Annotated in this window: 19 protein-coding genes; 11 read left to right on the top strand and 8 right to left on the bottom strand. The window is 72.3% G+C overall.

The window, feature by feature from the left end:
• The first annotated feature begins 162 nt into the window (after positions 1–162).
• Positions 163–1,377, top strand: coding sequence for an MFS transporter (locus ABZX11_RS00460; RefSeq protein ID WP_354908526.1), 1,215 nt, complete (start codon positions 163–165; stop codon positions 1,375–1,377).
• On the opposite strand, the gene ABZX11_RS00455 is transcribed toward ABZX11_RS00460, so the two are convergent.
• The 3 genes from ABZX11_RS00455 to ABZX11_RS00445 form a co-directional block, all read right to left on the bottom strand.
• The gene (locus ABZX11_RS00455; RefSeq protein WP_354908524.1) at positions 1,374–2,111 is read right to left on the bottom strand and encodes a hypothetical protein; all 738 of its coding nucleotides are present in this window, start codon (positions 2,109–2,111) and stop codon (positions 1,374–1,376) included. The genes ABZX11_RS00460 and ABZX11_RS00455 overlap by 4 nt on opposite strands.
• A gap of 1 nt (position 2,112) precedes the next feature.
• Positions 2,113–3,921, bottom strand: coding sequence for a substrate-binding and VWA domain-containing protein (locus ABZX11_RS00450; protein ID WP_176173716.1), 1,809 nt, complete (start codon positions 3,919–3,921; stop codon positions 2,113–2,115).
• Positions 3,922–4,059: 138 nt separating this feature from the next.
• Positions 4,060–5,475 carry a hypothetical protein gene (locus ABZX11_RS00445; protein WP_354908522.1) on the bottom strand — a complete coding sequence of 472 codons (1,416 nt, stop codon included), beginning with the start codon at positions 5,473–5,475 and terminating at the stop codon, positions 4,060–4,062.
• A gap of 403 nt (positions 5,476–5,878) precedes the next feature.
• Between ABZX11_RS00445 and ABZX11_RS00440 the strand changes: the two genes are divergently transcribed.
• The gene (locus tag ABZX11_RS00440) at positions 5,879–6,235 is read left to right on the top strand and encodes a hypothetical protein (protein WP_176173714.1); all 357 of its coding nucleotides are present in this window, start codon (positions 5,879–5,881) and stop codon (positions 6,233–6,235) included.
• Positions 6,236–6,280: 45 nt separating this feature from the next.
• On the opposite strand, the gene ABZX11_RS00435 is transcribed toward ABZX11_RS00440, so the two are convergent.
• The gene (locus ABZX11_RS00435; RefSeq protein ID WP_176173713.1) at positions 6,281–7,453 is read right to left on the bottom strand and encodes a homogentisate 1,2-dioxygenase domain-containing protein; all 1,173 of its coding nucleotides are present in this window, start codon (positions 7,451–7,453) and stop codon (positions 6,281–6,283) included.
• A gap of 85 nt (positions 7,454–7,538) precedes the next feature.
• Between ABZX11_RS00435 and ABZX11_RS00430 the strand changes: the two genes are divergently transcribed.
• Together ABZX11_RS00430 and ABZX11_RS00425 are read left to right on the top strand one after the other, a co-directional pair.
• Positions 7,539–8,393 (top strand): hypothetical protein, encoded by an 855-nt coding sequence (locus tag ABZX11_RS00430; RefSeq protein ID WP_354909178.1) that lies wholly within the window; start codon positions 7,539–7,541, stop codon positions 8,391–8,393.
• Positions 8,390–9,034: a helix-turn-helix domain-containing protein gene (locus tag ABZX11_RS00425; RefSeq protein WP_176173711.1), complete on the top strand. Its 645-nt coding sequence runs from the start codon at positions 8,390–8,392 to the stop codon at positions 9,032–9,034. The genes ABZX11_RS00430 and ABZX11_RS00425 overlap by 4 nt, the downstream gene beginning before the upstream one ends.
• On the opposite strand, the gene ABZX11_RS00420 is transcribed toward ABZX11_RS00425, so the two are convergent.
• Entirely contained in the window at positions 9,031–9,696 is a 666-nt protein-coding gene (locus ABZX11_RS00420; protein ID WP_354908517.1) for a DUF998 domain-containing protein, read from the bottom strand. The two genes, ABZX11_RS00425 and ABZX11_RS00420, sit on opposite strands and share 4 nt — an antisense overlap.
• A 56-nt stretch (positions 9,697–9,752) precedes the next feature.
• The gene (locus ABZX11_RS00415) at positions 9,753–10,340 is read right to left on the bottom strand and encodes a TMEM165/GDT1 family protein (RefSeq protein ID WP_176178017.1); all 588 of its coding nucleotides are present in this window, start codon (positions 10,338–10,340) and stop codon (positions 9,753–9,755) included.
• Positions 10,341–10,527: 187 nt separating this feature from the next.
• On the opposite strand from ABZX11_RS00415, the gene ABZX11_RS00410 reads away from it, so the two are divergent.
• The 5 genes from ABZX11_RS00410 to ABZX11_RS00390 all read left to right on the top strand — a co-directional run bounded on the left by ABZX11_RS00410 (position 10,528) and on the right by ABZX11_RS00390 (position 18,776).
• On the top strand, positions 10,528–11,487 hold the full coding sequence (locus ABZX11_RS00410) for a S41 family peptidase (RefSeq protein ID WP_354908515.1): 960 nt from the start codon (positions 10,528–10,530) through the stop codon (positions 11,485–11,487).
• Positions 11,488–11,566: 79 nt separating this feature from the next.
• Positions 11,567–13,042, top strand: a complete 1,476-nt coding sequence (locus ABZX11_RS00405; RefSeq protein WP_176173708.1) for a cytochrome ubiquinol oxidase subunit I — start codon at positions 11,567–11,569, stop codon at positions 13,040–13,042.
• Positions 13,043–13,147: 105 nt separating this feature from the next.
• Complete coding sequence (cydB, locus tag ABZX11_RS00400) at positions 13,148–14,155, top strand: cytochrome d ubiquinol oxidase subunit II (RefSeq protein WP_354908511.1); 1,008 nt, start codon at positions 13,148–13,150, stop codon at positions 14,153–14,155.
• Positions 14,152–17,370, top strand: coding sequence for a thiol reductant ABC exporter subunit CydD (cydD, locus tag ABZX11_RS00395; RefSeq protein WP_354908508.1), 3,219 nt, complete (start codon positions 14,152–14,154; stop codon positions 17,368–17,370). Before cydB ends, cydD begins: the two co-directional genes overlap by 4 nt.
• Before the next feature lie 59 nt (positions 17,371–17,429).
• Positions 17,430–18,776 carry a histidine kinase gene (locus ABZX11_RS00390; protein ID WP_354908506.1) on the top strand — a complete coding sequence of 449 codons (1,347 nt, stop codon included), beginning with the start codon at positions 17,430–17,432 and terminating at the stop codon, positions 18,774–18,776.
• A 207-nt stretch (positions 18,777–18,983) separates the two neighbouring features.
• On the opposite strand, the gene ABZX11_RS00385 is transcribed toward ABZX11_RS00390, so the two are convergent.
• Positions 18,984–19,610, bottom strand: coding sequence for a response regulator transcription factor (locus ABZX11_RS00385; RefSeq protein WP_043788689.1), 627 nt, complete (start codon positions 19,608–19,610; stop codon positions 18,984–18,986).
• A 284-nt stretch (positions 19,611–19,894) separates the two neighbouring features.
• Between ABZX11_RS00385 and ABZX11_RS00380 the strand changes: the two genes are divergently transcribed.
• Positions 19,895–20,365: an excalibur calcium-binding domain-containing protein gene (locus ABZX11_RS00380; protein WP_354908504.1), complete on the top strand. Its 471-nt coding sequence runs from the start codon at positions 19,895–19,897 to the stop codon at positions 20,363–20,365.
• A complete protein-coding gene (locus ABZX11_RS00375) occupies positions 20,362–21,012 on the top strand; it encodes a class F sortase (protein ID WP_176173705.1) in 651 nt (216 codons plus the stop codon). The genes ABZX11_RS00380 and ABZX11_RS00375 overlap by 4 nt, the downstream gene beginning before the upstream one ends.
• On the opposite strand, the gene ABZX11_RS00370 is transcribed toward ABZX11_RS00375, so the two are convergent.
• Positions 20,982–23,255, bottom strand: coding sequence for a helicase-associated domain-containing protein (locus tag ABZX11_RS00370; RefSeq protein ID WP_354908501.1), 2,274 nt, complete (start codon positions 23,253–23,255; stop codon positions 20,982–20,984). The two genes, ABZX11_RS00375 and ABZX11_RS00370, sit on opposite strands and share 31 nt — an antisense overlap.
• Positions 23,256–23,265 lie beyond the last annotated feature (10 nt).

The raw sequence follows: 23,265 nt of genomic DNA, 5'->3' as shown, positions 1-23,265 counted from the left end.
CATTCTATCGGCGGGGCACGACGGAAACCCGGAAAGCCCGGCCTCCAGGCGAAGTTGTCCACAACCGGTGCCACATGTGCACAACCGGCTTCACCGCAAGATGTCGGCCGCGCTGCGGTATGTCGGTTGCCCTGCGCAGCCGGCGCCGCTTTGATCTGGCAGGTGATGCGCGGGCGGTCGCTGGGGCCGCGGTTCAGGTGGCTCTGGTCGGCCTACGCAGTCAGCGCCTTCGGGACCTGGCTCGGCTTCGGGGCCTTCCCCATGCTCGCGATCCTCGTCCTCCACTCCGGACCCGCGGCCGTCTCGGCGCTGGCCGCCGTCGGGCCTGCCGTGGGGGCGCTTGTTGCCGTTCCGCTGGGGCCTTGGGTCGATCGGCGGCGGAAGCAGCCGGTGATGGTGGCCATGGACCTCGTGCGGTTCGGCTCGCTGGTCAGCGTTCCGGCCGGCTATGGCCTCGGTGTGCTGAGCTTCGCCCAGCTGCTGGCCGTCTCGGTGGTCGTCGCCGCGGCGGACATCACCTTCACCTCCGCCAGCGGTGCCTTCCTCAAGGGCCTGGTGCCGCCCGAAGACCTGCTCGTCGCCAACGGCCGGTTCGAGTCCACCAACTGGACCGCCACCGCGCTCGGGCCGCCTCTCGGCGGCGCCGCGTTCGCGCTGTTCGGGCCGGTGACGTCGGTGGTCGCCAACGCCGTCAGCTTCCTGCTCTCCGCGCTCGGGATCCGCGCGATCGGCGGGGACGAACCGCGCCCGCGCAGCGCCACCCGGCTGCGGCCGCGCGATCTCGCCGACGGCTGGCGCTTCCTTCTTGCACACCGGGGACTGCGGCCGCTGCTGTTCAACGCCATGGTGTTCAACGGCCTGGTCATGGGCACCGAACCGCTGCTCGCCGTGCTGATGCTCAACCAGCTCGGGTTCCCGCCCTGGCAGTACGGGCTCGCGTTCGCCGTCCCGTGCCTCGGCGGGCTCGCCGGCTCGCGGCTGACCCCGCGGCTCGTCGCGAAGTTCGGGCGGCACCCCGTCCTGATCACGGCGGGCGCGATCCGGGCGCTCTGGCTGCCCGCTCTGGCGTTCATCCCGGCGGGCACCGGCGGATTGGTCTACGTCATGGTCGTCGAGTTCGGCCTGATCGCCAGCTGCAGCGTCTTCAACCCGGTGCTCGCGACCTATCGGCTCGAACAGCTCCCGGCGGACCGCATCGCGCGGACCCTGTCGGCGTGGTCGGTCAGCACGAAGGCGTCGATCGCCACGCTGACCGCGCTCTGGGGGTTGCTCGCCAGTCTGGCCGGGCCGCGGTGGGCGATCGGGATCGCCGGCGTTCTCGTGCTGGCGACGCCGCTGTTGCTGCCCCGCCGTGACCGGACGCCGGTGGCCGCCTAGCCCAGGGACTTGCGGGTGGCCTGCTCGGTCTCCAGGACGCCCTGCCGGATGCCCTCCAGCTGGTCGCTCAGCTCGCGCACCGCGCCCGTGTCCACCGTGACGTCCGAAGTCGCCGCCGTCAGCTCGGCGACCCTTGCCACCAAGCTGTCCAGGCCGAGTGCGCCCGACTGGAGCTGGGCCAGCAGCTTGTCGCGGGCGCCGGACAGCCGCTGGTGCACGTCCGCCTGGGCCTGGACCGCCGTCAACGCCTGCTCGAGGTCGCCGCGGACCTCCTGGCTCGCCGTGCGCAACTCGCGCTGGAGGCGACGTCGCTCGTGCGCCACCGCCTCCAGATCGACCCTGGCCAGTGCCTGGCCCGTCGCCGACGCGCGGCCGGCCAAGCGCTGCAGCGTCGACAACGTCTCCTGGACCACCGGCTCCATGTCCGCGACGCGCTCGGCCAGCGGACCCGACGCGAGTGAGCCGCTCAGCGACGCGAAGCCCTCCGCCGCCGCCGATGCCCTGCGGAGCCAGCCCTCCTCGGCCGACCCCGGCGCGACGTCCAGCACTCGTGCTTCCCGCTGCGGTGGCTCCTGCTCCCCGCCCAGCGCCGCCGCGCCCGCACGCGCCGCGAGCACCGCCACGCCGATCCCGAGCGCGGCGACGACCGGCAGCTGCACGGCCCACGCCACCCCGGCCGACGTGGCGGCCAGCAGCAGGCCCCACGGTTCGGCGAGCTCACGGGCGAACTTCATGTCAGAAATTGGAGATCACGGAGGTGAACACCTGGTTGATCGAGTCCGGTTTGGACGAATCGTACTCCGAACCCGCGGTCGCCTCCGCGATCTGCTTCAGCACGTCCTGGTCGGCGTCCGAGCCGTAGGCGATCGTGAACAGCCGGACCGACTCCGCGTTGCCCTCCGGGCGCAGCTGCGGCACCAGGTGCTCGATGTCGATGCCGCCGGAGTCCTCGTTGCGGCCGTCGGTCAGCACCACGACCGCGTTGATCGCCGTCGGGTCCAGGTGGGCCTTCATGTACTCGTACGCGGCCAGCGACGAGTCGTACAACCCCGTGCCGGACTGCGGTGTCAGCCCGCTCAGCCGCATCGCCAGCGTCTCCTTGCCGCCGGTGCCGAGCGGCTGCACCGGGAGCAGCTCCTGGTAGTCCTTGTCGCCGTCGAGGTGGGTCGAGAACTGCCAGAGCCCCACCTGGTCGCGTGGCACGAACTGGCCGAGCGAGTCGATCGCGGCCTGCTTCGCCAGGTCGATCTTGCTCTTGCCGGTGCCCTTGACCTCGTCACCCATCGAGCCCGAGACGTCCACCACGAGCAGCACGTTCGCCTTCTTGCGCAGGTCGGTCCAGGAAGCCAGCAGCTTCGACAGCACCGACGGCGACGGCGGCCGCAGGAAGCTGATCTTCGCCTCCGGGCGGACGCCGTTGGCGGGCGTCGCCTGCGGGCCCGGCTTGCCGTCGAACGACCGGAAGCCGAGCGCGGCGAACTTCGCCTGCGTCTCGTCCTGGCGCAGGTAGCCGAGGAAGTCCGCGGCGACCTGCTTGCGCGTCGCGTCCGCCCAGTTCAGCGTGACGAACGGGTGGTCGGAGTTCAGCGTCCCGTCACCCGGGTAGATCGCCACCAGCGGCACCTTCGGCGGCCCGTGCTGCCCGACCTTGGCCGGGTCGTTCGTCGGGTTGCCCTGGTTGTAGCCGATCAGCGAGTTCTCCTCGACGGTGACCGCCGAGATGTAGGACAGCGCCGCGCCCTTGTCGTCGGCCTTCTGCAGGTTGGTCAGGAAGGTGAGCGTGGTGTCGCCGTAGTGCACGATCGCCTGCTCGATGTTCGTGACGAACTGCTTCGCGTCCGGCTTCTCGAGCGCGGCCGCGGTGAGGTCGGACGACGTGCCGGTGGCGGCGTAGTAGGCACCGATCGTCGCGTTCAGGCCCGACGTCGAGATGTTCGGGTTCGTCTTGCCGAGCCGGAACTTGCCCCACTCGGGGTGGCCGTACTTCGCCCAGCCCGCCGGGTCGGTGGCCAGCCCGGCCAGGTCCTTCCAGCCGATCGCCTTGGCGGGCCAGCCGAGCGCCTCGGCCATCGGCTTCGGCATCGCGACGACCAGCGGCGCGTTCGCGACCGACGGCGGGTCGCCGTCCGGCACGATCGAGCCGGTGTCGCCCTTCGCGTTGACGCGCAGCAGGTTGACCCAGCCGCTCGCGGCCGGCGTCCAGACGTCCGGGCGCGGCCCGTCGGTGGCTTCGTTCCAGCCGTTCGCCAGCGCCTGCATGGCCACGCCGGACGACTTCGACCGCACGACCACGTCGACGCAGTGCCCGGCGACCGTCCGCCCGGAGTACGCCTTCGCGGCTTCCTGGACGATCCCGGCCTTCTCCGGGGAGGAGGCGATGGTGAGCGCGACGGCGTCGGCGCCCGAGCACTTCGGCGCTTCGGCGTCGTCGCTCGAGCCGCTGGTCCAGTACCGGATCCCGATGATCAAGGCGATCGCGACCACGATCGCGGCGACGAACGGGAAAATCTTTCTCCTTCGCCGCACCGGCTGGGAATTGATCATCGAGCCCTCCCCGTCTCCGCGTCTGTGGTCATTATCCGGCGACGGGCGGGTGGCCGGAGGCGCGTTGCCGAACCGTTGCCGCCGGAAACCGCCCTCCGTCGGCGCGCCGACGGTAAAATTGCCGCCGGCGCATTTCGTTCACCTGCTCGGTGAACGGGTGGTCGAAATCCTCGAAAAACCGCCGCGTCGACGGCGGAAAATCGCCGTTGCCGTCGACGCCGCGCCGAGCAACGCGGTCAGTGTGGTCGCCACGGAAAGCCGTCGCCGTCGCCGGGTCGCCGATTCTTCGGCGGCCCGCAGGCCGGCGCTCGCCTGGAGGAACCGGCGTTCCGGCGGGTTCGGCCGCGCGTCGGACCGCTTTGCCCAAGCCAGCGCTTCGTCGAGGTGGCGGCCGCGATAAAGAACGGCGGAATCCCGGTCGGCGGTTTCCCACAATCCGGCGGCCTCGGTGAGCCGCCGGTGGACGCGCAGGGCGTCCCGGTCCGCCGCCAGCCAGCCCCGCAGCCGGGGCCAGCCGTCGATCACCGCGTCGTGCGCGAGGTCCAGTCCCGTCCGGCCGGCGGTGACCACCCTGGCCCGGACGAACTGCGCGACCACCGGCGTCACGCCGAGTTCGGCGTACGGGACGTGCCGCCGGGTGTCGGGCGTGCCGTCGCCGAAACCGACCAAGCGCAGGAACAGGCTCCTGGCCTCGTCCTGCTCCGCCGGCGAGAGCCGGCGGAAGACCGCTTCGGCCGCGCCGGCCACGGCCGCGGTGATCCCGCCGGTGGCCTCGTACGCGGCGAGGGTGAGCGTGACGCCCTGGGTGGCCTGCCAGGTCCGGCGCAGGGCTTCGGTGGCGAACGGCAGCGCCCCCGGCTGCCGCGCCACCTCGGCCATCAGGGTCGCGACCAGGGCGTTCTCCAGTCCCCGGCCGGCTTCGGCGGCGGGCCGGACGAGCGCGGCCCGCACCTGGCCCGCGGTCAGCGGCGCCAGCGGGATCACCGCGTTCCGGGCCGGTTCCGCCAGTGCGGGGTGCCGCGCGCAGGCGTCCGCGAAGTCCGCGCGCAGGCCGACGACCACCCGCACCGGGGCCTGCGCCGCCCGCGCCAGCGCGGCGAAGAACCACGCCCGCTCGGGCGCCTCGGCGGTGAAGACCTCCTCGAACTGGTCGACGACCAGCAGGAACTCGGCGTCCGGCGGCAGCGCCTGGCGGATCCGCAGGTGCAGGTGGCCCGGGCCGGCGGCGAGTTCGGCGCGCAGCCGGACGGCCGGGGTCCCGGTGAGCGCCGCCAATCGGGCCGCGCACTCCTCCAACGGCCGCCGGCCCGGCCGCAGGACCACCGCGGGCTCCCGGACGGCCGGGACGAGGCCCGCGCGCAGCACCGACGTCACGCCGCTGCCGGACGGGCCCGAGACGACCAGGAACCGGGCCCCGGCCAGCCGGTTCCGCAGCAGGTCGACGACGTCCTCACGGCCGAAGAACCGGCCTGCGTCCCCGGCGCCGAACGCGGCCGGGCCCGGGTACGGCGGCTCCGCGGCGGCCCCGGCGGCCGCGCGTCTTCGCTCGCTCAATTTCGCGGCGGCTTCGTGCCACCTTCTGTCCCATTCGGCGACCGGCCCGTCGCAGGCGCGCACATATGCCAGTGCGACCGCGCGCGTCGGCAGTTTCCGGCCGCCTGCGGCGTCGGACAATGTCCCCGCCGAGTAATGCGCTCGTTTTCCCAGTTGCCGATATGGCGGACGACCCGCCTTCTCCCGCAATCGCCGCAAATCCGCGGCGAACTGTGACAACACCTCGTCGTCCGTATCAATCGGACGTTCCCCACGCGGCATTACGCCACCCCCCTAGGCGCAATCCATTGTTCGCAGATTGTCGTTCGCTGTCCAGTGAGCCGGACAGGACAACCCCAACGCACTAGACCGGGACGTGGCCGGATCGACCGGTCCGGCCGACGGGGGAACACTGGAGGGATCGATGGACAGCACCACGATGAAGCGGGCCGGGGCCGCCGTGCTCGGCGCGGGCGCGCTGGCCGCCGCCGGGCTGCTCGGGGCCGGCACGGCCTCGGCCGCCGACCTGCCCAAGGGCACGCACTCGGCGGTCAGCGGGCAGGCGACGACCGACCACGTGCAGAGCTGGGTGACCACGTTCTACGACGGTTCGCGCTGGGAGGCCAACGTGCGGGTCGACTACGGCCGCACCGGCGCCTGGACGCACTGCTCGGACGGCGCGGACATCTACGGGCCGGCGCAGGGGCCGGGTTACTGGATCTTCGGTGGCAACTGCTACGGCCACGGGACGATCACCAACTACGGCTGGTACGACGCCTGATCGGACGGGCCCTCCCTCGCACGCGCGGGGGAGGGCCCGGTCCCGTCAGCTCTTCGGCCCGCGACGCGACCACGTCCAGGCGTAGCCGGGGTCTTCGGACGCGTCGGCGGCCTCGCCGAGCTCCAGCGGCGCGAACGTGTCGACCATGACCGCGGTCTCGTCGAAGAACTCCGCGCCGATCGACGCCTCCGCCGCGCCCGGCTGCGGGCCGTGCGTGAAGCCGGACGGGTGCAGCGAGAGCGAGCCGATCCCGATCCCCGAGCCCTTGCGGGCCTCGTAGTTGCCGCGCACGTAGAACATCAGCTCGTCGGAGTCGACGTTCGCGTGGTTGTACGGCACCGGGATCGAGTCCTCGTGGTAGTCGACCTTCCGCGGGCAGAAGGAGCAGACCACGAAGTTCGGGCCCTCGAACGTCTGGTGCACGGGCGGCGGCTGGTGCACGCGGCCGGTGATCGGCTCGAAGTCGTCGATGTTGAACACCCACGGGTAGAGGCAGCCGTCCCAGCCGACGACGTCGAACGGGTGCGTCGCGTAGGTGTAGCGGGTCAGCCCGGCGCGGTGCCGGACGAGCACCTCGACGTCCTCGCCGTCCTCCAGCAGCGGCTCTTCCGGCCCGCGGATGTCGCGCTCGCAGTACGGCGAGTGCTCCAGGAACTGGCCCTTCGCCGACAGGTAGCGCTTCGGCGGCCCGATGTGCCCGCGTGCTTCGAGGGTGAAGAGGTTGACTTCGCCGTGGGGGACGACCCGGTAGGTGCACGACGTCGGGATCACCACGTAGTCGCCGTCACCGACCTCCAGGCGGCCGTAGATGGTCTCGAAGGTCGCGGCGCCGCCGTGGACGTAGAACAGCTCGTCACCGGCCGCGTTGCGGTACAGCGGGCTGGGTGCGGTCGCGGTGACGAACCCGATGGTGACGTCGTTGTTGCCGAACAGCCGCCGCCGGTCGGTCACCGCGTCGGCCTCGCCGCCGAACTTGAGGTCCTGGGTCTTGAACGCCCGCGGCTTGAGCGGGTGGTTCGGGGTGAGCGACCCGCGGTCCTCCTCGACCGCGACGGCGTCGACGATCGCCGTCGGCAGGCCGCGGTGGTAGAGCAGCGCGGAGTCGGCGGAGAAGCCCTCGACGCCCATCAGCTCTTCGGCGTAGAGCCCGCCGTCCGGCTTGCGGAACGCGGTGTGCCGCTTGTGCGGGATCTCGCCTACTCGCCGGTAGTAAGGCATCGACGCCCCCTTCTGACGTGTCCGTTGTGCGAACGATTTTGTCCTGATGTCGTACGCTACTAGCGTGTCAGTCGTGTCAAGCGCTGTGGAACTCACGCCCCCCGGCCCCCGTGGAATTCCTCCCCTGTTCGCGAGGCTCGTCGACGACTCGGCGCTGTTCCCTCCGGTCGGTGCGGCCATGCCCGAAGCGCTGCGTGCGCACTTCGCCAGCCGGGACTCCGAACACGCCGGTGTACTGGGGGTTTTCCTCTGCCAGGCGTCGCGGCTGCCCGAGCTCATCACCGAGCTGATCAAGATCAAGCCGAAGCAGCCGCTGCCGCTTTCGCTGATCATCGACACCGGGCTGGGCGGCGTGCCGAAGGCCATCTCGATCGTCGAGTCGCGCAGTGAGCTGCTCGCGCTCCGGATGGTCGAGATGCCCGCGCCGTCGGACGTCGACGAGGTGTGGCTCGAGCGCGTCTCGGAGTTCGTGCCCGAGGACGTCATCCGGGTCGTCGAGCCGCGGCGCGGCGTCGGCTGGCTCGACGGCGTCCGCAAGGTGATCGAGCACGGCAGCTGGCCGAAGATCCGCTGCGGCGGGCAGGCGGGCGAGAACTTCCCCAGCGTCGACGAGGTGGCGGACTTCCTCGCCGTCGTCAGCGGCTCCAGCGGGGCGTCGTTCAAGGCGACGAACAGCCTGCACCGCGCGGTCCGGCACACCGACCCGGACACCGGGTTCGTGCACCACGGCTTCCTGAACCTGCTCGTGGCCTCGGCGCGCAGCCTCGCGGGCGGCGACGTCCGGGGTGCGCTGGAGTCGACGGACGCCCAGGCGCTGGCCGACGAGGCCCGTGCGCTGTCCGAGCCGGCCGCGAAGGCCGTGCGGGCGCTCTTCGCGTCCTACGCGGCGGCGACATTCGATGAGCCGGTCTCCGACCTGGGCGAACTCGGCTTGCTGTGACCAGCCGGGAGGGGTCGCTGACGCTCGACCGGGGCTTGGCGCTGCTGCAGGCGGTCGCCGACGCCGGCGGTGACGCGGCGACCATCTCCGAGCTGGCCGTCGCCATCGGGGCCAGCCGCGCGGCCGTCTACCGGCTGCTCGTGCCGCTGTCCGAGCGCGGCCTGGTCTGGCGCGACGGCACGAAGGTCCGGCTCGGCGTCGGGCTGCTCCGGCTGGCCGGGCAGGTGCTGCCGCAGCTGCGGGACGCGGCCGGCCCGGTGCTGCGCGAGCTGGCCGAGAAGGTCGGCGCGACCGCGCACCTGTCGGTCGCGCAGGGGACGCAAGCGCTTGCGGTGGCCGTCGTCGAGCCGTCCTGGACGAGCTTCCACGTCGCCTACCGGGTGGGCAGCCGGCACTCGCTGACCGCCGGCGCGGCGGGTAAGGCGATGAGCCTGCGGCCGGGCGGCAGCGGCTGGGTGACGTCGACGGGTGAGCTCGAGGCCGGCGCGTCCGGTGTCGCGGCGCCGGTGCGCGGGGTGCCGGGGCTGCGGGCGAGCGTCGGTGTCGTCTCGATGGAGCCGCTGAAGGCCGCCGAGGTCGGCCCGCAGGTCGTCGCGGCCGCCGGCCGGCTGGCCGACATCCTCAAGACGGACGGCTCCTAGCGCCGCGAGACCGCCAGCAGCGGCCGGACCATCGTCAGCAGCAGGGCGACGTCGACGGTGAACAGCAGGCGCTCGAACAGGCCGAGGGTGACGTCCTGCCGGGCCGGGCCGAGGACGAGGGTCAGCACGAACCCGGCGAGCACCACGCCGACGCTGGTGAAACTCGCCGTGGCCAGCCGCCGGATCGTCGTCCGGCGGGGTTCCCACGGGCAACGCTCGCGGCCCTTCTTCGTCAGCACGAACGTCGCCGCGGGCAGCGCGACGAACGCCGTCAGCGCGGCGAGGTTGTGGACCTGCCCGGCGAGCGAACGCGCCTGGCCGTCCGGGTCGACCGGCACCAGCCCGCACACCAGCAGCCCGGCCGACCAGACGCCGAGCAGCGCGCAGACGGCGGTGGTGCCGGGGCGGTGGGCCTTCGCGATGCCGGCGAGGAGAGCGACCGAGCCGAACGACAGGGCCAGGCACATCACGCTGAACAACGGCGCGGCCGAGGACGTGCCGAGCTTGCCGTAGACGTACTCCGACAGCGTCTGCCAGACCGGGCTGACCTGCCCGGACAGCCGCAGGTGCAGGTCGATCGAGATGGCCACGGCGAGGCCGATGCCGCCGAGGGCGATCCGGCCGTGCAGCGGCGAGACCGCGCGCGTCTTCGGCGAGTTCACCTGGTGCTCTCCCTTTCGTTCCCGAAAGGTTACCGGGTGAACCTGTGAGGCAGTGGTCAGAAAGCGAGCTGGAGCAGGGCGAACGCGGCGAACCCGGCGAACACGAACCCGGCGCAGCGCTGGATCAGCTTCGGCTTGATCCGGCTGCGGATCTTCCCGCCGATGAACACGGCGAGCCCGGCGACCACGACCAGCGCGGCGAAAGCACCGACGCCGACGGCGACCGGGTTGCCGATGCGGGCGGCCAGGCTGGCCGTCGCGAGCTGGGAGGCGTCACCCCATTCGGCGGCGAAGAGCACGCCGAACGACGTCATCGCGGAGCGGAAGAAGGTCTGCGGAGAGGGGCCGGTGCGCGAAGCGTCTTCGCCTGCTTCGTCGGCTTCGCTGAACCCCTCGCGGAGGAGCATGAAAGCGCCGAGGCCGAACATCGCGGCGACGACGAGGGAAAGGACGAGGTCAGGCAACAACGTCAGGATGCTGCCGAACGCGACCGCTATGACGCATTGCACGGCGAACGCGGCGCACACCCCGGCAAAAACCGGCCAGCCGCGGAAACGGGTGGTCAGCACCAGGGTCGCGACGAGCGTCTTGTCCGGCAGCTCCACGGCGAGGACCAGGCCGAACGCGCTGATCAACGCCACCATGGCGGTAGTCATGAGATTTCTTTCGCCCCTTTCACTGCAACGATAAAGGGGCGTTCAGCCGAACCGCAAGCTGATGGCTTGCGCGAAATTGCCTGATCGGCGGCCATGAATTTGACAACTCGGGGCGGCACACAATTTTCTTCGGTACGCCGAATTTCCGGTTGTGGCCTGCGGTAGGTTCACCGGCATGGGGTCACTGGCACGTGCCGAGCAGGTAGCAGAGGTCATCCGACGGCTGGAAGCGCACTACGTCTTCCCGGACGTCGCCGTGAAGGTCGCGAAGGTGGTGCGCGCACGCCTGGACGAAGGCGCGTACGCGGACCTCGGCGAGGAGGAATTGGCGACGGCCGTCACAGCCGACCTGCAGTCGGTGAACGGCGACAAGCACCTGCGGCTGCGGCACCACGTCGACCCGGTCGCCGTCGACGGTGACGCGGAGCACGCGTCCGAGACCTTCCGGCGTGCGGGCGAGCTGGAGAACTTCGGGGTCGCGGCGGTCCGGCGGCTGCCGGGCAACGTCGGCTACCTCGACACGACCATGCTCTACCCGATCGACCTCGCGGCCCCGGCCTTCTCGGCGGCGATGACGCTGGTCGCGCCGGCCGACGCGCTGCTGATCGACGTCCGGCGCAACCGCGGTGGCGACCCGGAGACCAGCGCGTTCCTGCAGAGCTACCTCGTCGACGAGCGGACCCACTACCTCGACTTCTACGAGCGCGACGCCGACCGCGTCACCCAGATGTGGACGCTGCCGTACGTCCCGGGGCCGAAGTTCGGCGGCACCAAGCCGATCTGGGTGCTCACCGGCCCGGTGACGTTCTCCGGTGGCGAGGACCTGGCCTTCTCGCTGCAGCGGCAGGGCCGCGCGAAGACCGTCGGCGAAGTGACGCGCGGCGGCGCGCACCCCTGTGACCGGTACAAAGTGGACACCCACCTGGACGTGACCGTCCCGATCGCCCGGTCGTACGACCCGGAGACGGGGGAGAACTGGGAGGGCGTCGGCGTGACGCCGGACATCCCGGTCGCCGCGGACAAGGCCTTCGACACCGCGTACGCGCTGGCCCTCCGGCACGTCCTCGAGCTGGGCGAAGAGGGCCCGCGGCGGGTTGTGGCCGAGGAGGCGCGGGAGGCGCTCGACCAGCTGTAGTCACCCGGGACGTTGGTCCCGCCGCGAACGGGACCAGTTGATCTGGCCGCCTCCCCGGGCCCGGAGCACGCTGGACCACGTGGAGGTCCTTGAGCTAGCGCGGTGGCAGTTCGGCATCACCACCGTCTACCACTTCCTGATGGTCCCGCTGACCATCGGGCTGTCGATCCTGGTCGCGGCGATGCAGACCCGCTGGGTCCGCACCGGCGAGCTGCGGCACCTGAAGATGACGAAGTTCTGGGGCAAGCTCCTGCTGGTCAACTTCGCGATGGGCGTGGTGACCGGGATCGTGCAGGAGTTCCAGTTCGGGATGAACTGGAGCGCGTACTCCCGCTTCGTCGGCGACGTCTTCGGAGCGCCGCTGGCGATGGAAGGGCTCGTCGCGTTCTTCGTCGAGTCGACGTTCCTCGGCCTGTGGATCTTCGGCTGGGACCGGCTGCCGAAGAAGGTCCACCTGGCCTGCGCGTGGGCGTTTTCGCTGGCCACGATGGCCTCGGCGTACTTCATCCTGGCCGCCAACTCGTGGATGCAGCACCCGGTGGGCGTGACGTTCGAGAACGGCAAGCCGACCATGAACTCGATCTGGGCGGTGCTGACGAACAACACGGCCCTGGCCGCGATCCCGCACACCCTGGCCGGCGCGTTCTCGGTGGCGGCGGCGTTCCTGGTCGGCGTCGCGGGCTGGCACCTGTGGCGGCGCGGCGACCACGAAGACGTCTGGCGCTCCTCGCTGCGTCTCGGCGGCTGGGTCGGCGTGGCGGCCTTCGCGGTGCTGGCGATCACCGGCGACGCCCAGGGCAAGCTGATGTTCGAGCAGCAGCCGATGAAGATGGCCTCGGCGGAAGCGCTGTGCCACACCGAACAGCCGGCGAGCTTCTCGATCATCGCGATCGGGGACGTCTCGGGCGCGAACTGCGAAGACGTCAAGACGTTCAACGTGCCCGCGCTGCTGTCGTTCCTGGCGCACAACGACTTCTCCACCGAGGTCAAGGGTGTGGAGAACCTGGTCACGGAGTACCAGGCCAAGTACGGCACGAACTACCCGGACGACCCGGCGCTGGGCTCGCTGGCCGGCAAACCGATCGACTACGTGCCCAACCTGCCGGTGACGTACTGGGGCTTCCGGATGATGATCGGCTTCGGCGCGGTCTCGGCGGGCATCGGCGTCCTGGCGCTGTGGCTGACCCGGCGCGGCCGGGTCCCCGGCGGCCGCTGGTTCCCCTGGCTGGTCCTCGGTGGCATCGCGACGCCGTTCCTCGGCAACAGCGCGGGCTGGATCTTCACCGAGATGGGGCGTCAGCCGTTCGTGGTGGTGCCCAATCCGACGGGTGTGGACGGCGTGTGGATGTTCACCGCCCAGGCGGTCTCACGGCTGACGACGGGCGAGGTGTGGACGTCGCTGATCGCGCTGACCACGGTGTACGCCGCCCTCGGCGTGGTCGAGGTGTACCTGATGCGCAAGTACGTCCGTGGTGGCGTCGACGCGGTCATGCCTCCCGAGAAGCCGAAGGATTCCGACAAACCGGGCGAGGACACCCTCGCCTTCGCCTACTGAGGTGCTGACGATGAGTGTCGATGTGACCACTCTGGCGAGTTACCCACAGCCCGTCTGTGGACAACTCCGCCCGCTGTGGATAACTCAGGGCCACGGAGGCGTGCGATGACCCTGGAAATCGCCTGGTTCGTCGTGATCGCCTTCTTCTGGCTCGGCTACCTCTTCCTCGAAGGCTTCGACTTCGGCGTCGGCATGCTGCTGCAGGTGCTCGGCCGGGACAACACCGAGCGCCGCGTCATGGTCAACACCATCGGGCCGGTCTGGGACGGCAACGAGGTCTGGCTCATCGTCGCCGGCGGGGCCATGTTCGCCGCCTTCCCGGCCTGGTACGCCGGGCTGTTCTCGGCCGCCTACCTGCCGTTGCTGCTCGTGCTGCTCGCCCTCATCGGCCGCGGCGTCGCCTTCGAGTACCGCGGCAAGGTGGACTCCGACCGCTGGCGGCACAACTGGGACCGGGTGATCGTGCTCGGCTCGTGGATCCCGCCGCTGGGTGTCGGGCTGATCCTCGCCACCACCGTCCTCGGCCTGCCGCTGGACGCCCAGGGCAACCGCGCCGGCTCCGCGTTCGCCGCCATCCGCTGGGACACCCTGCTCGGCGCGCTCGCGATCGCCGCCTTCTCGATCGCCCACGGTGCCGCATTCCTCGCCCTCAAGACCAGCGGTGACCTGCGGGAACGCGCGCGCACCCTGGCGCTGCGGCTGCTGCCGGTCGCGATGGTGCCGATGGTCGCGTTCCTCTCGGTCGTCCAGTGGCGCTCGGGCACGCTGTGGACGCTGCTCGCGTTCGGCATCAGCGCCGTCGCCGCGGCCACCGCCTGGCTGCGGCTGCGGGCCGACCGCGACGGGCAGGCGTTCGCCGCGCTCGGCGTGGTCATCGCCGGGGCCGCGGTGGTCATGTTCGGGTCGCTGTTCCCGAACGTCCTGCCGTCGACGGCCGACGTCGCCAACACGCTGACCATCGAGGGTGCCGCGTCGAGCCCGTACACGCTGACGGTGATGACGTGGGTCGCCGTCTTCGGTGCCCCCGCCGTGCTGATCTACCAGGGCTGGACGTACTGGGTGTTCCGCAAGCGCATCGGCACCCAGCACATCCCGGCGGTCCACGCACCATGAGCGAACTTCCCGGGCGCGCACCCCTTCTCGCCTCGGAGTCCACAGTGGACTCGGCGCGGCCGGGAAAGGGCCCGCTCGGCGCATTGCCGGCCCTGGTGCCGTCGGTGCGCCGAGCGCTGGCCCTGGTGGCTGTCCTGTCGTTCGTCAACGCCGCCGCGCTGGTGGCGCAGGCGTTCCTGCTCGCCGACGTCCTCGCGGCGATCGCCGGAGCAGGGTCCGGGGGACGCACCGCCCAGCTGGCCGTGCTGCTCGCGCTCGTCGCGACGCGCGCGCTGACCGGCTGGGCGGTGCGCACGGTCTCCGCCCGCGCCGCCGCCACGGCGCACCGCGAGCTGCGGGCCAAGGCCGTCGACCACGTCCTGCGCCTGGGTCCCGAGTGGATCGCCCGGCGCGGCCACGGCGAGCTGACCGCGCTCACCACCCGCGGCCTCGACGCGCTCGACGCCTACTTCCGCGAGTACCTGCCCGCGCTGGTGACGGCGGCCGTCGTGCCCCTCGGCGCCGGCGCGGCGATCCTGTTCACCGACTGGCCCTCCGGCGTGATCGTCGCGCTGACCGTGCCGCTGCTGCCGGTGTTCGCCATCCTCGTCGGCAAGTACACCGCCGACCGCGTCGCCGGCGCGACCGATGCCACGCACCGGATGTCCGAGCGGCTCCTCGAACTCGTGCGCGTGCTGCCGGTGCTGACCGCGTTCCGCCGCGCCGCGGCCCAGGCCGAGACCGTCCGGCGGCTGTCCGAACGCCACCGCCGCGCGACGCTCAAGACGTTGAAGGTGGCCTTCTCCTCGGCGTTCGTGCTGGAACTGGTCGCGACGCTGTCGGTGGCGCTCGTCGCGGTGGTGATCGGTGTCCGGCTCGCCGGCGGCCACTTGCCGCTGGCCATCGGGCTCGGTGTGCTGATCCTGGCGCCGGAGTGCTACCAGCCGCTGCGCGCGGTCGGCGCCGCGTTCCACGCCAGCGAGGACGGCGTCGAAGCGGTCCGGCGCGTCGCCGACCTGCTGGCGATCCCGGCGCCCGCTGCGGGAACCGCGGTCCCTTCGCGGGGCGAGCTGCGCGTGTCGTCCCTGCGCGTCGAGCGGCGCGGTGGGTTCGCCCCGGACGGCGAGTCGTTCACGGTCCGGCCCGGCGAGACGGTCTGGCTCCGCGCCCCGAGCGGCGGCGGTAAGTCGACGACGCTCGCGGCCGTGCTCGGCTTCGTCCCGGCGGCGGACGGCACCATCACCGCCGGCTCGACGGACCTCGCCGACGCCGACCTCGCGCGCTGGCGCGAGCAGGCCGCGTGGGTGCCGCAGTCGCCGGTGTTCACCGGCGGCACGGTCCGCGAAGAGGTGGGCTCCGCCGGTGCGGTGCTCGCCGAGCTCGGGCTGGTCGGGCTCGCCGACCGGCCGGTTTCCCAGCTGTCGCTGGGGCAGCGCCAGCGCGTGGCGGTCGCCCGCGCGCTGCACCGGGTGGAGGGTGGTGCGTGGTTGCTGCTGCTCGACGAGCCGACCGCGCACCTCGACGAAGCGAGCGCCCGCCTGGTGCTCGACGCGGTGCAGCGCGCGGTCGCCAACGGCGCCGCGGCGGTCATCGCGGCCCACGAGCGCACCGCGGCGGTCGACCTGCCCGCCGAGGCGCCGAAATCCGCGGAGGAGTCCACAGTGGACTCTCCGGGCGCGCCGCTGGGGTGGCGCACGCTCCTCGGCGGACGGCTCTTCGGCGGTGCGGTACTGGGCGCGTTGGCGCTGCTGGCCGGGGTGGCGCTGACCGCGACGTCCGGCTGGCTCATCGCCAAGGCGTCCCAGCAGCCGCCGATCCTGACGTTGACGGTGGCGGTGGTGGGCGTCCGCGCGTTCGGCCTCGGCCGCGCGGGGTTGCGGTACGTCGAACGGCTCGTCACGCACGACGCCGCGTTCCGCATCGCCGGCCGCGTCCGCGTGCGGCTGTGGAACTCGCTGGTCCGCCTCGGGCCGGCGCGCGGCCTGCGTGCGGGAGAGGGGCAGCGCCGGCTGGTCGGCGACGTCGACACCGTGCGCGACCTGCTGCCGCGCGTGGTCTCGCCGCCGCTGGTGGTGGCCCTGGTCGCGGCGGGGGCGATCGCCGTGCAGGCGTGGGTGCTGCCGTCGGCGGGCTGGACGCTCGCGGCGGCGGTGGCGCTGGGGCTGTGCGCCCCGTGGATCGCGCTGAAGGTGGAGCGCCGGGCGACCTCGGCCCTGGCGGCCGGCCGCCGTGAGGTGGCCACCCGAGTCTTGACGATCTTCGAGGCGGCGGCCGAGCTGCTGGCGTTCGGCCGGGCGGATGACCACCGCCGGGCCCTCGCCGACGCGGACACCCGGTTGGTGACGCAGGCCCGCCGGCAGGCGTTCGGCGCGGGAGCGGCCGAGGCCCTGGTGACGCTGGCCTGCGGAGCGGCGGCGGTCATCAGCACGGCCCTCGCGGCCCAAGCGGTCACCGCCGGCCGGCTCGACCCGGTCCTGGCGCCGCTGCTGGCCTTGGTCCCGCTCGCGCTGGCGGAGGTGCTCGCGCTGCTCCCGCCGGTGGCGCAGCACTGGGACACGGTGCAGCGGGCGCGTCGCCGCCTCGCCGACGTGCCGGCACCGCCATCGCCGTTGCTCGGGACGGCCGTGGCGCTCCGGGGCGTGGACCTGGGCTGGCCGGGCGGGCCGGTGGTGCTGCACGACGTCGACGTGAACCTGCGGCCGGGCACGTACGCGGCGGTGGTCGGCCCGAGCGGAGCGGGCAAGTCAACGCTGGTCGCGGCGTTGCTGGGCTTCCTCTCGCCGCGGCGCGGCGTGGTCGAGGTGCCGGCGGAGGTGGCATGGGCCCCGCAGGAGCCCCTGCTGGCGGCGACGACGATCGCCGAGAACCTGCGCTTGGCCCGCCCGGCGGCAACGGAGGAGGAACTGCGCGCGGCGTTGAGCGCCGCGGCCCTTCCCGAGCTGCCGACGGAAACGCTGCTCGGCAGCGGCGGCAGCGGCCTCTCCGGCGGCCAGGCCCAGCGGGTGGCGCTCGCGCGTGCGTTGCTCGGAGCTCCGTCGGCGGGGCTGGTGTTGCTGGACGAGCCCACGGCGCACCTCGACTCGGCGACGGCCCGGGAGGTCCGTGCGAACCTGCGGGAGGCGCTGGCGGGCCGGACGGTGCTGCACGTGACGCACACGGCGGAGGAAGCGGCGGAAGCGGACGTGGTCCTCGAGATCCGCGACGGCCGGGTCGTCACGCGGGTGCCGGTCCCGTGATCGGTTCCTGCGGAGCCCTCGGCGGGCAGGCACAGCCGCGCGCGATAATGACGGAACTCATGGACCCGACGCTTGCCGCACGAGCACTGTCCGCGGCCACCGAGATCACGAGCACCGCCCTGTCCGGCGACGACCCGGGAGCGGTGCTGGACACGGTCGTGGCCAGGGCGGCCGAGCTCGCGGACGCCGACCTGGGCCTGGCCATGGTCAGCACCGAGGACGGCAGGGTAGTGGTCGAGGCGGCGCACTACGCCACCAGCGAGCCACCGCGAACAGCGGATGCCACCGCCGCCTCGCCAACGGCCGACGCGAGTTCGGGCAACTCGTCAGCTTCGAGTGCGGTGCCGCGTTCGGCCGCACCGGCGGGTGACGTGCACGCCGACAGCGCTGCCGAGCCGGCCGAAAGCCCGGCCGCAGGTGCACTCGCTGAGCAGGCCTCCACCGGTGGCGCCTCTAGTGTTGGCGCAGGTGAATCCCTGCGCGGCCTTGCGCTGCCCGCCGACTCCGCGGCCGGCCAGGTCGCTCGCGGGGGCGAGCCCGTCTCCAGCGCGGACTTCACCGTCGATCCGCGGACCGCGCCCTACGTGCCCGCCGAGCTCCACGGCTACGGTCCCTTCGCCGCCGCTCCTTTCGGGTCCGGGGGGCGGGTTCTCGGGTCGCTCACCGTCTACCGGAAGCGGGGGCGGGAACCCTTCTCCGCCGGGACCGTCGAGATGCTCGTGGCCTTCGCCGCGCAAGCCGGGGTCGTTCTCGCTCTTGCCGAAGGCGCCAACGCCCGTCACCGCGTTGCCCTCTACGAAGAGCGGGAGCGCATTGCCCGCGAGCTCCACGACGTCATCGTCCAGCGGCTCTACGGTGCCGGGATGCAGCTGGACCGCGTCCGGCGCAACATGCGCAAGCGGTTCGCCCAAGCCGACGGCGCGCGGCTCTCCGACGCCATCGACCAGCTCGACCAGACCATCGAGGAAATCCGCGGCACCGTGCGCGCGCTGCGGTCACCGGAGCCCCGGCACGACACCGGGACGCCCACCGACCTCGCCGAATCGGCGCGGGGCGAAGTGCGCATCGCCGGGGAGCTGCTCGGCTACCCGCCGACCCTCGAGCTGTCCGGCGAATTCGCCGACATCCCCGCGGAACGCGCCGACCACATCCGGGCCGCTCTCCGCGAGGCACTGTCCAATGTGGTCCGGCATTCCGGCGCCAGTGAAACCCGCGTGACCCTCACCAGGGACTCCCGCGGCGTCAAACTCCGCGTCCGCGACAACGGTTCCGGCGTGCCCCAGGGTGTCGCCACCCGCGGCCTGCGCCACCTCGCCGAACGCGCGGACGCCGCCGGCGGGAAGTTCTTCCTGAACTCCTCGCCCAGCCTCGGCACGCTCGTCGCGTTCGACCTGCCTCTCGACTGACCACTGCTCCTGCGACTCAACCTTCTCGGGTCATCCATCCTCCCTTCCACGCCCTCGTCAATGATCTTACCGAGTCATCGAACATATATTCGACTCACCTTCGGGTGAACCTTGACCCGGAAAACGCCTGATCGAGATGGCGGACCGTGACGGGGCCTGAAAAGGTCGCAGCGAACGGCGGATTGCGGCCGCAACCGTGGCGAAGAGTTACTTCTCGCGCCGAGCGATCCAAGCCGCGGCCTGGGTCCGGCGCTGCATCCCCAGCTTCGCCAGCACGGACGTGACGTAGTTCTTCACCGTCTTCTCCGCGAGGAACAACCGCTCGGCGATCTCCCGGTTCGACAGCCCCTGGCCGATCAGCTCCAGCACGTCCCGCTCCCGCTCGGTGAGCGTCGCCAGCTCGTCCGTCGGCGGGTGCCGCATCTTGTCCAGCACGCGCGCGGTGCTCACCGGGTCCAGCAGCGACCGCCCGGCCGCCACCTCGCGCACCGCGTTGACGACGTCCTGCCCGCGCACCTGCTTCAGCAGGTAGCCCGCCGCGCCGGCCATGATCGCGCCGACCATCGCCTCTTCGTCGTCGAACGCGGTGAGCATCAGGCAGGCCGGCGGGTTCGGCTTGGACCGCAGCTCGCGGCAGAGCGTGATGCCGTCGCCGTCGCCGAGGCGGACGTCGACCACCGCGACCTCCGGCTCGACGTGCATCGCCACCGCCAGGGCCTCTTCGACGCTGCTCGCCTCGGCGACGACCTCGATGTCGGGCTCGTCGCCGAGGAGGTCGCGGAGCCCGCGGCGGACCAGTTCGTGGTCGTCGACGAGCAGTACCTGGATCGGCATACCCCGAGGCTACGGGGTGTGCGTGCGCCGCGGTGGCGGCCGGTCGGCACCGTCACACGTGAATTACCTCAAAGGTGTGACCGCGTGCTCCGTAACATTCCAACGGGTATGCATTCCTGTGTCATATACCCGCAGGTCAACACCGAAACGCGAAAGAATCACGGAACCCGGCCTTCTTCGTGGAGCGCTGGCATTTCCGGAATTCCGGAATCGTCCGTAACGGCTCCGGCAAGGCCGCGATAGTAACCACGCAATCGCCCCGATTCCGCTCGGAAGGAATTCCGTTGTCCCTGTTCCGCCGTGCCCTGACGACGGCCGTCGCCGTCGCCGGGCTCGCTCTCCTCGGCCCCGCCCCGTTCGCCTCCGCCCAGCTCGCGACGCCCTTGACCGGCGACGTCGACTGCAAGAACTTCCAATACCAGGAAGAAGCCCAGGACGTCCTCGACGCCACCCCTGGCGACCCCTACCACCTGGACGAAGACAAAGACGGAATCGCCTGCGAATCACTGGCGCACCGGCCGAAACAACCGAGCACGAGCACGACGACGACGCAGAACCCGCCGACGGAGAAAAAGCCCGTCCCGCCCAGGAAGAAGACGGACGCCCAGGTGAAGGTCAAGCCGGTCGGCGGTGTCGCCACCGGCGGCGGTGAACCGGACGAAGACGTTCCCGGTTTCCTCGTGCTCAGCGGCACGCTGCTCGCCGCGACGGTGTCCGGCGGCATGGTGCTCTACCTGCGCCGGCGGCCGAGTTGAGGCACCCGCGCCTGTGGCCGGCGGTCACGGCGGTCGTCGCCGCGCTCGGCGTGGTGCTGGCCGTGGCCCTCGTCCTCGTCCTCTCGCCGCGGGCGCCGCAGGACGTCGCCCCGCCGAGTCCGGCCGCCCCGGACCCGCCGGGCACCGCCAGCGTCGCGCGCACCCCGGCAACGACCGCCGACGGCCTCCCCGCGGCGAAACCGGCGTCGCTGACCATCCCGGCGATCGGCGTGCGGGCCGAGGGGATCAAGGACCTCGGCCTCACCCCGGAAGGCGCGCTGGAGGTGCCGGGTGACGCCACGACGGTCGGCTGGTTCACCGGCGCCCCGTCACCGGGGGAGGCGGGCCCGGCCGTGCTGGCCGCGCACGTCGACTACAAGCACGTGCCCGGTGCCTTCTCCCGCCTGAAGGACCTGCAGCCCGGCGCGCAGGCCGAGGTCGCCCGCGCGGACGGCCGGATCGCCGTCTTCACGGTCTACCGCGTCGACCGCTACCCGAAGGCGGCGTTCCCGACCGACCAGGTCTACGGCGACACCCCGGACCCCGAACTGCGGCTCATCACCTGCGGCGGGGCGTTCGACCGGGCGAGCGGCAACTACCTCGACAACGTCGTCGCCTACGCGAGGCTCACCGCGGTCGAGGCCTGAGCCAGCTCGATCCGCGCCAGCTCCAGCCGCCGGTAGGTGCGCTCCAGGAGCGACCAGACGTCCAGGACGTCGCCGTCGAGCTCGGGGTAGGCGATGACGAGGTGCTCGCCGTCGTAGGCGACGTCGACCGGGAGCCCGGCTTCGAGCTGCCAGCAGAGCTGTTGCTGCTTCGGCGTGAGACGGCCCGCGTAGCGGTCGCTCATCGCCCGCGCGAGCTGGCCACGCAGCAGCACCGGCCCGGTCGAGGGGGCGGCCAGCAGCCGCTCGGCGTGGCCGGCGGGATCGGCGGGGAGTTCATCCGGTTCGGGGTCGCGGACGGCGACCGTCGGCTCGGCCTGGTCGCGGGCGGGCAGCACGATGCTGCCGTCCGCGGCGTGGCGGGTCGGCGCATAACCCGCTTCGCGCAACGCCGCCAGCGTCCCCGAAGCGTCCACAGTGGACGTCAACACGGTCGGTGCCACCGCGCGCAGGCCGAGTTTGGCCAGCTTGCGGTGCGCGGCGAGCTCGGCCAGCACGGCGGGTTCGCCGACGACGACGCTGGCGACGTCGATCACCTGCGCCTCACCGTGCCGCCGCGCGACGTCGTTGACCAGGTACACCAGCGGCTGCGGCAGCTCGCCCGCGGCGATGGTGCGCAGGTCGTCGAGCAGCTCGCCGGTCGTCGCGCCCTGGTCGAACGCGCGCCGCACGGACGCGGGGGAGAACCGCCAGCTGGTCGCGGTGCCCTGGGCCTCGCGGTCGGCGACGCTGTCCAGCAACGCGGCGAGCCGGGCGTCGGGCGAGCCGGGCACGATCGCGGTGAGGTCGGTGCCGAACAACGCCGTCGTCCGCGCCCGGGACACCAGCTCGTCGGTGACGTTGACGAGCGTGTGCGGCTCGAGCAGGGCGCGCCCGGCCGCGGTCACCGCGCCGTGGGCGACCACGCCGAGCAGCTCGCATTCCCCGAGCGCGTCCCGGACGTACCCGGCGAGGTCGTCGGCCGGCAGCATCGGCGCGTGCCACCCGACGAGCCCGGTCAGCGCTTCGACGTCCGTGACGGCTTCGCCCGGGCCGAGCCGCGCCAGCAGCCGCACGATCACCTGCCGGACCAGCGCGTCGGCCTCGAAGCCCGGCGCCGCCGCGTCCCACCAGGTCGTCAGCAGCAGGCGGTAGAGCAGCGCCGGAGCGGGCCGGACGAGGTCCGGGTCCGGCGCGAGCGTGGGCGCGGGGGCCTTGTGGCCGCGGCGCGGCGGCGGTGGCTCGTCGGCGACCAGCAGGCCGGCCTGCGCGGCGAGGTCGATGGCCAGCTCGATCTCCGCGGGCGTGCCCCCGGTGTCCTTGGCGATCTTCTTGACCAGCCGGGACCCGATCGTGCCGTCCTTGAGCAGCGGCAACGGGTCCGTGGCGGCCAGGTCGAGGATCGCCGACACGCGGTCGAGCAACCGGAGCGCGGCGGCCGAGGACGCGGCTTCGGCGGCGTCGGCCCCGGTGTGGGTGACGGGGTACGGCGGTTCGTCGGGCGTGAACGGCAGCTGGTGGTCCGGGCCGCGCAGCGCGAGCGACACCTCGATCGGCATGGCCACCGTGCCGTGGAAGGTGCCGACCAGGAAGCCGTGGTCGAACGCCCAGCCCGCGGGGGCAAGGCCCTGCACCTCGGGAACGCTGTCGGCCATGTCCCGCAACAGGTTCCGCGTCTCCTCGGGCGCGGTGTCGAAGAGGGCGCGGACGGTTTCGCCGTCCCGGAAGAACTCCACGAGCCCGAGCAGGAGCTCGGCCTTCCGGCCGGTGCCCGGCAGGCCGAGAGTGCGCGACAGCTTCGCCAGCCGGCTCGTGCCGAACTCCTCGAACAGGCCGGCCAGCGGACGGCCGAGGCCCTCGGCGGCGAAGGTGTTGCGGCGCAGCGGGTCCGGCAGGCCGATGCCGTCGGTGCCCGGCAGGAGCAGGGCGCGTTCGGCCAGCTCCGCCACGGCGGCTTCGACGGTTCGGGCGTCCGTTCCGAGCAGCCGGGCCACTTCTTCGGTGGGTGCCGGCCGCCGCCCGAGCGCGTGGCACAGCTGGACGGCCCGCAGCACCTGCAGCAGCGGCGCGGGCAGCCGGAGCAGCGCGGCCTCGATCGACTCGGCGGCGGCGAGCCGCGCCGCGACGACGTCCAGCCGCCGCGGCCACGGCTCCAGCAGCACGTCCGGCCGGTGGGCCAGCACCTTCGCCAGTGCGTCCTTGTCCAGGCCCGCGAGCCTGCCGAGCAGTTCGCCGGCGGTCGTCATCGGACCAGGC

Source organism: Amycolatopsis sp. NPDC004169, assembly GCF_040610315.1.
GTDB lineage: Bacteria > Actinomycetota > Actinomycetes > Mycobacteriales > Pseudonocardiaceae > Amycolatopsis.
Note: the sequence above shows the minus strand (reverse complement) of the source record. Positions and strands in the feature narration are given on the sequence as shown.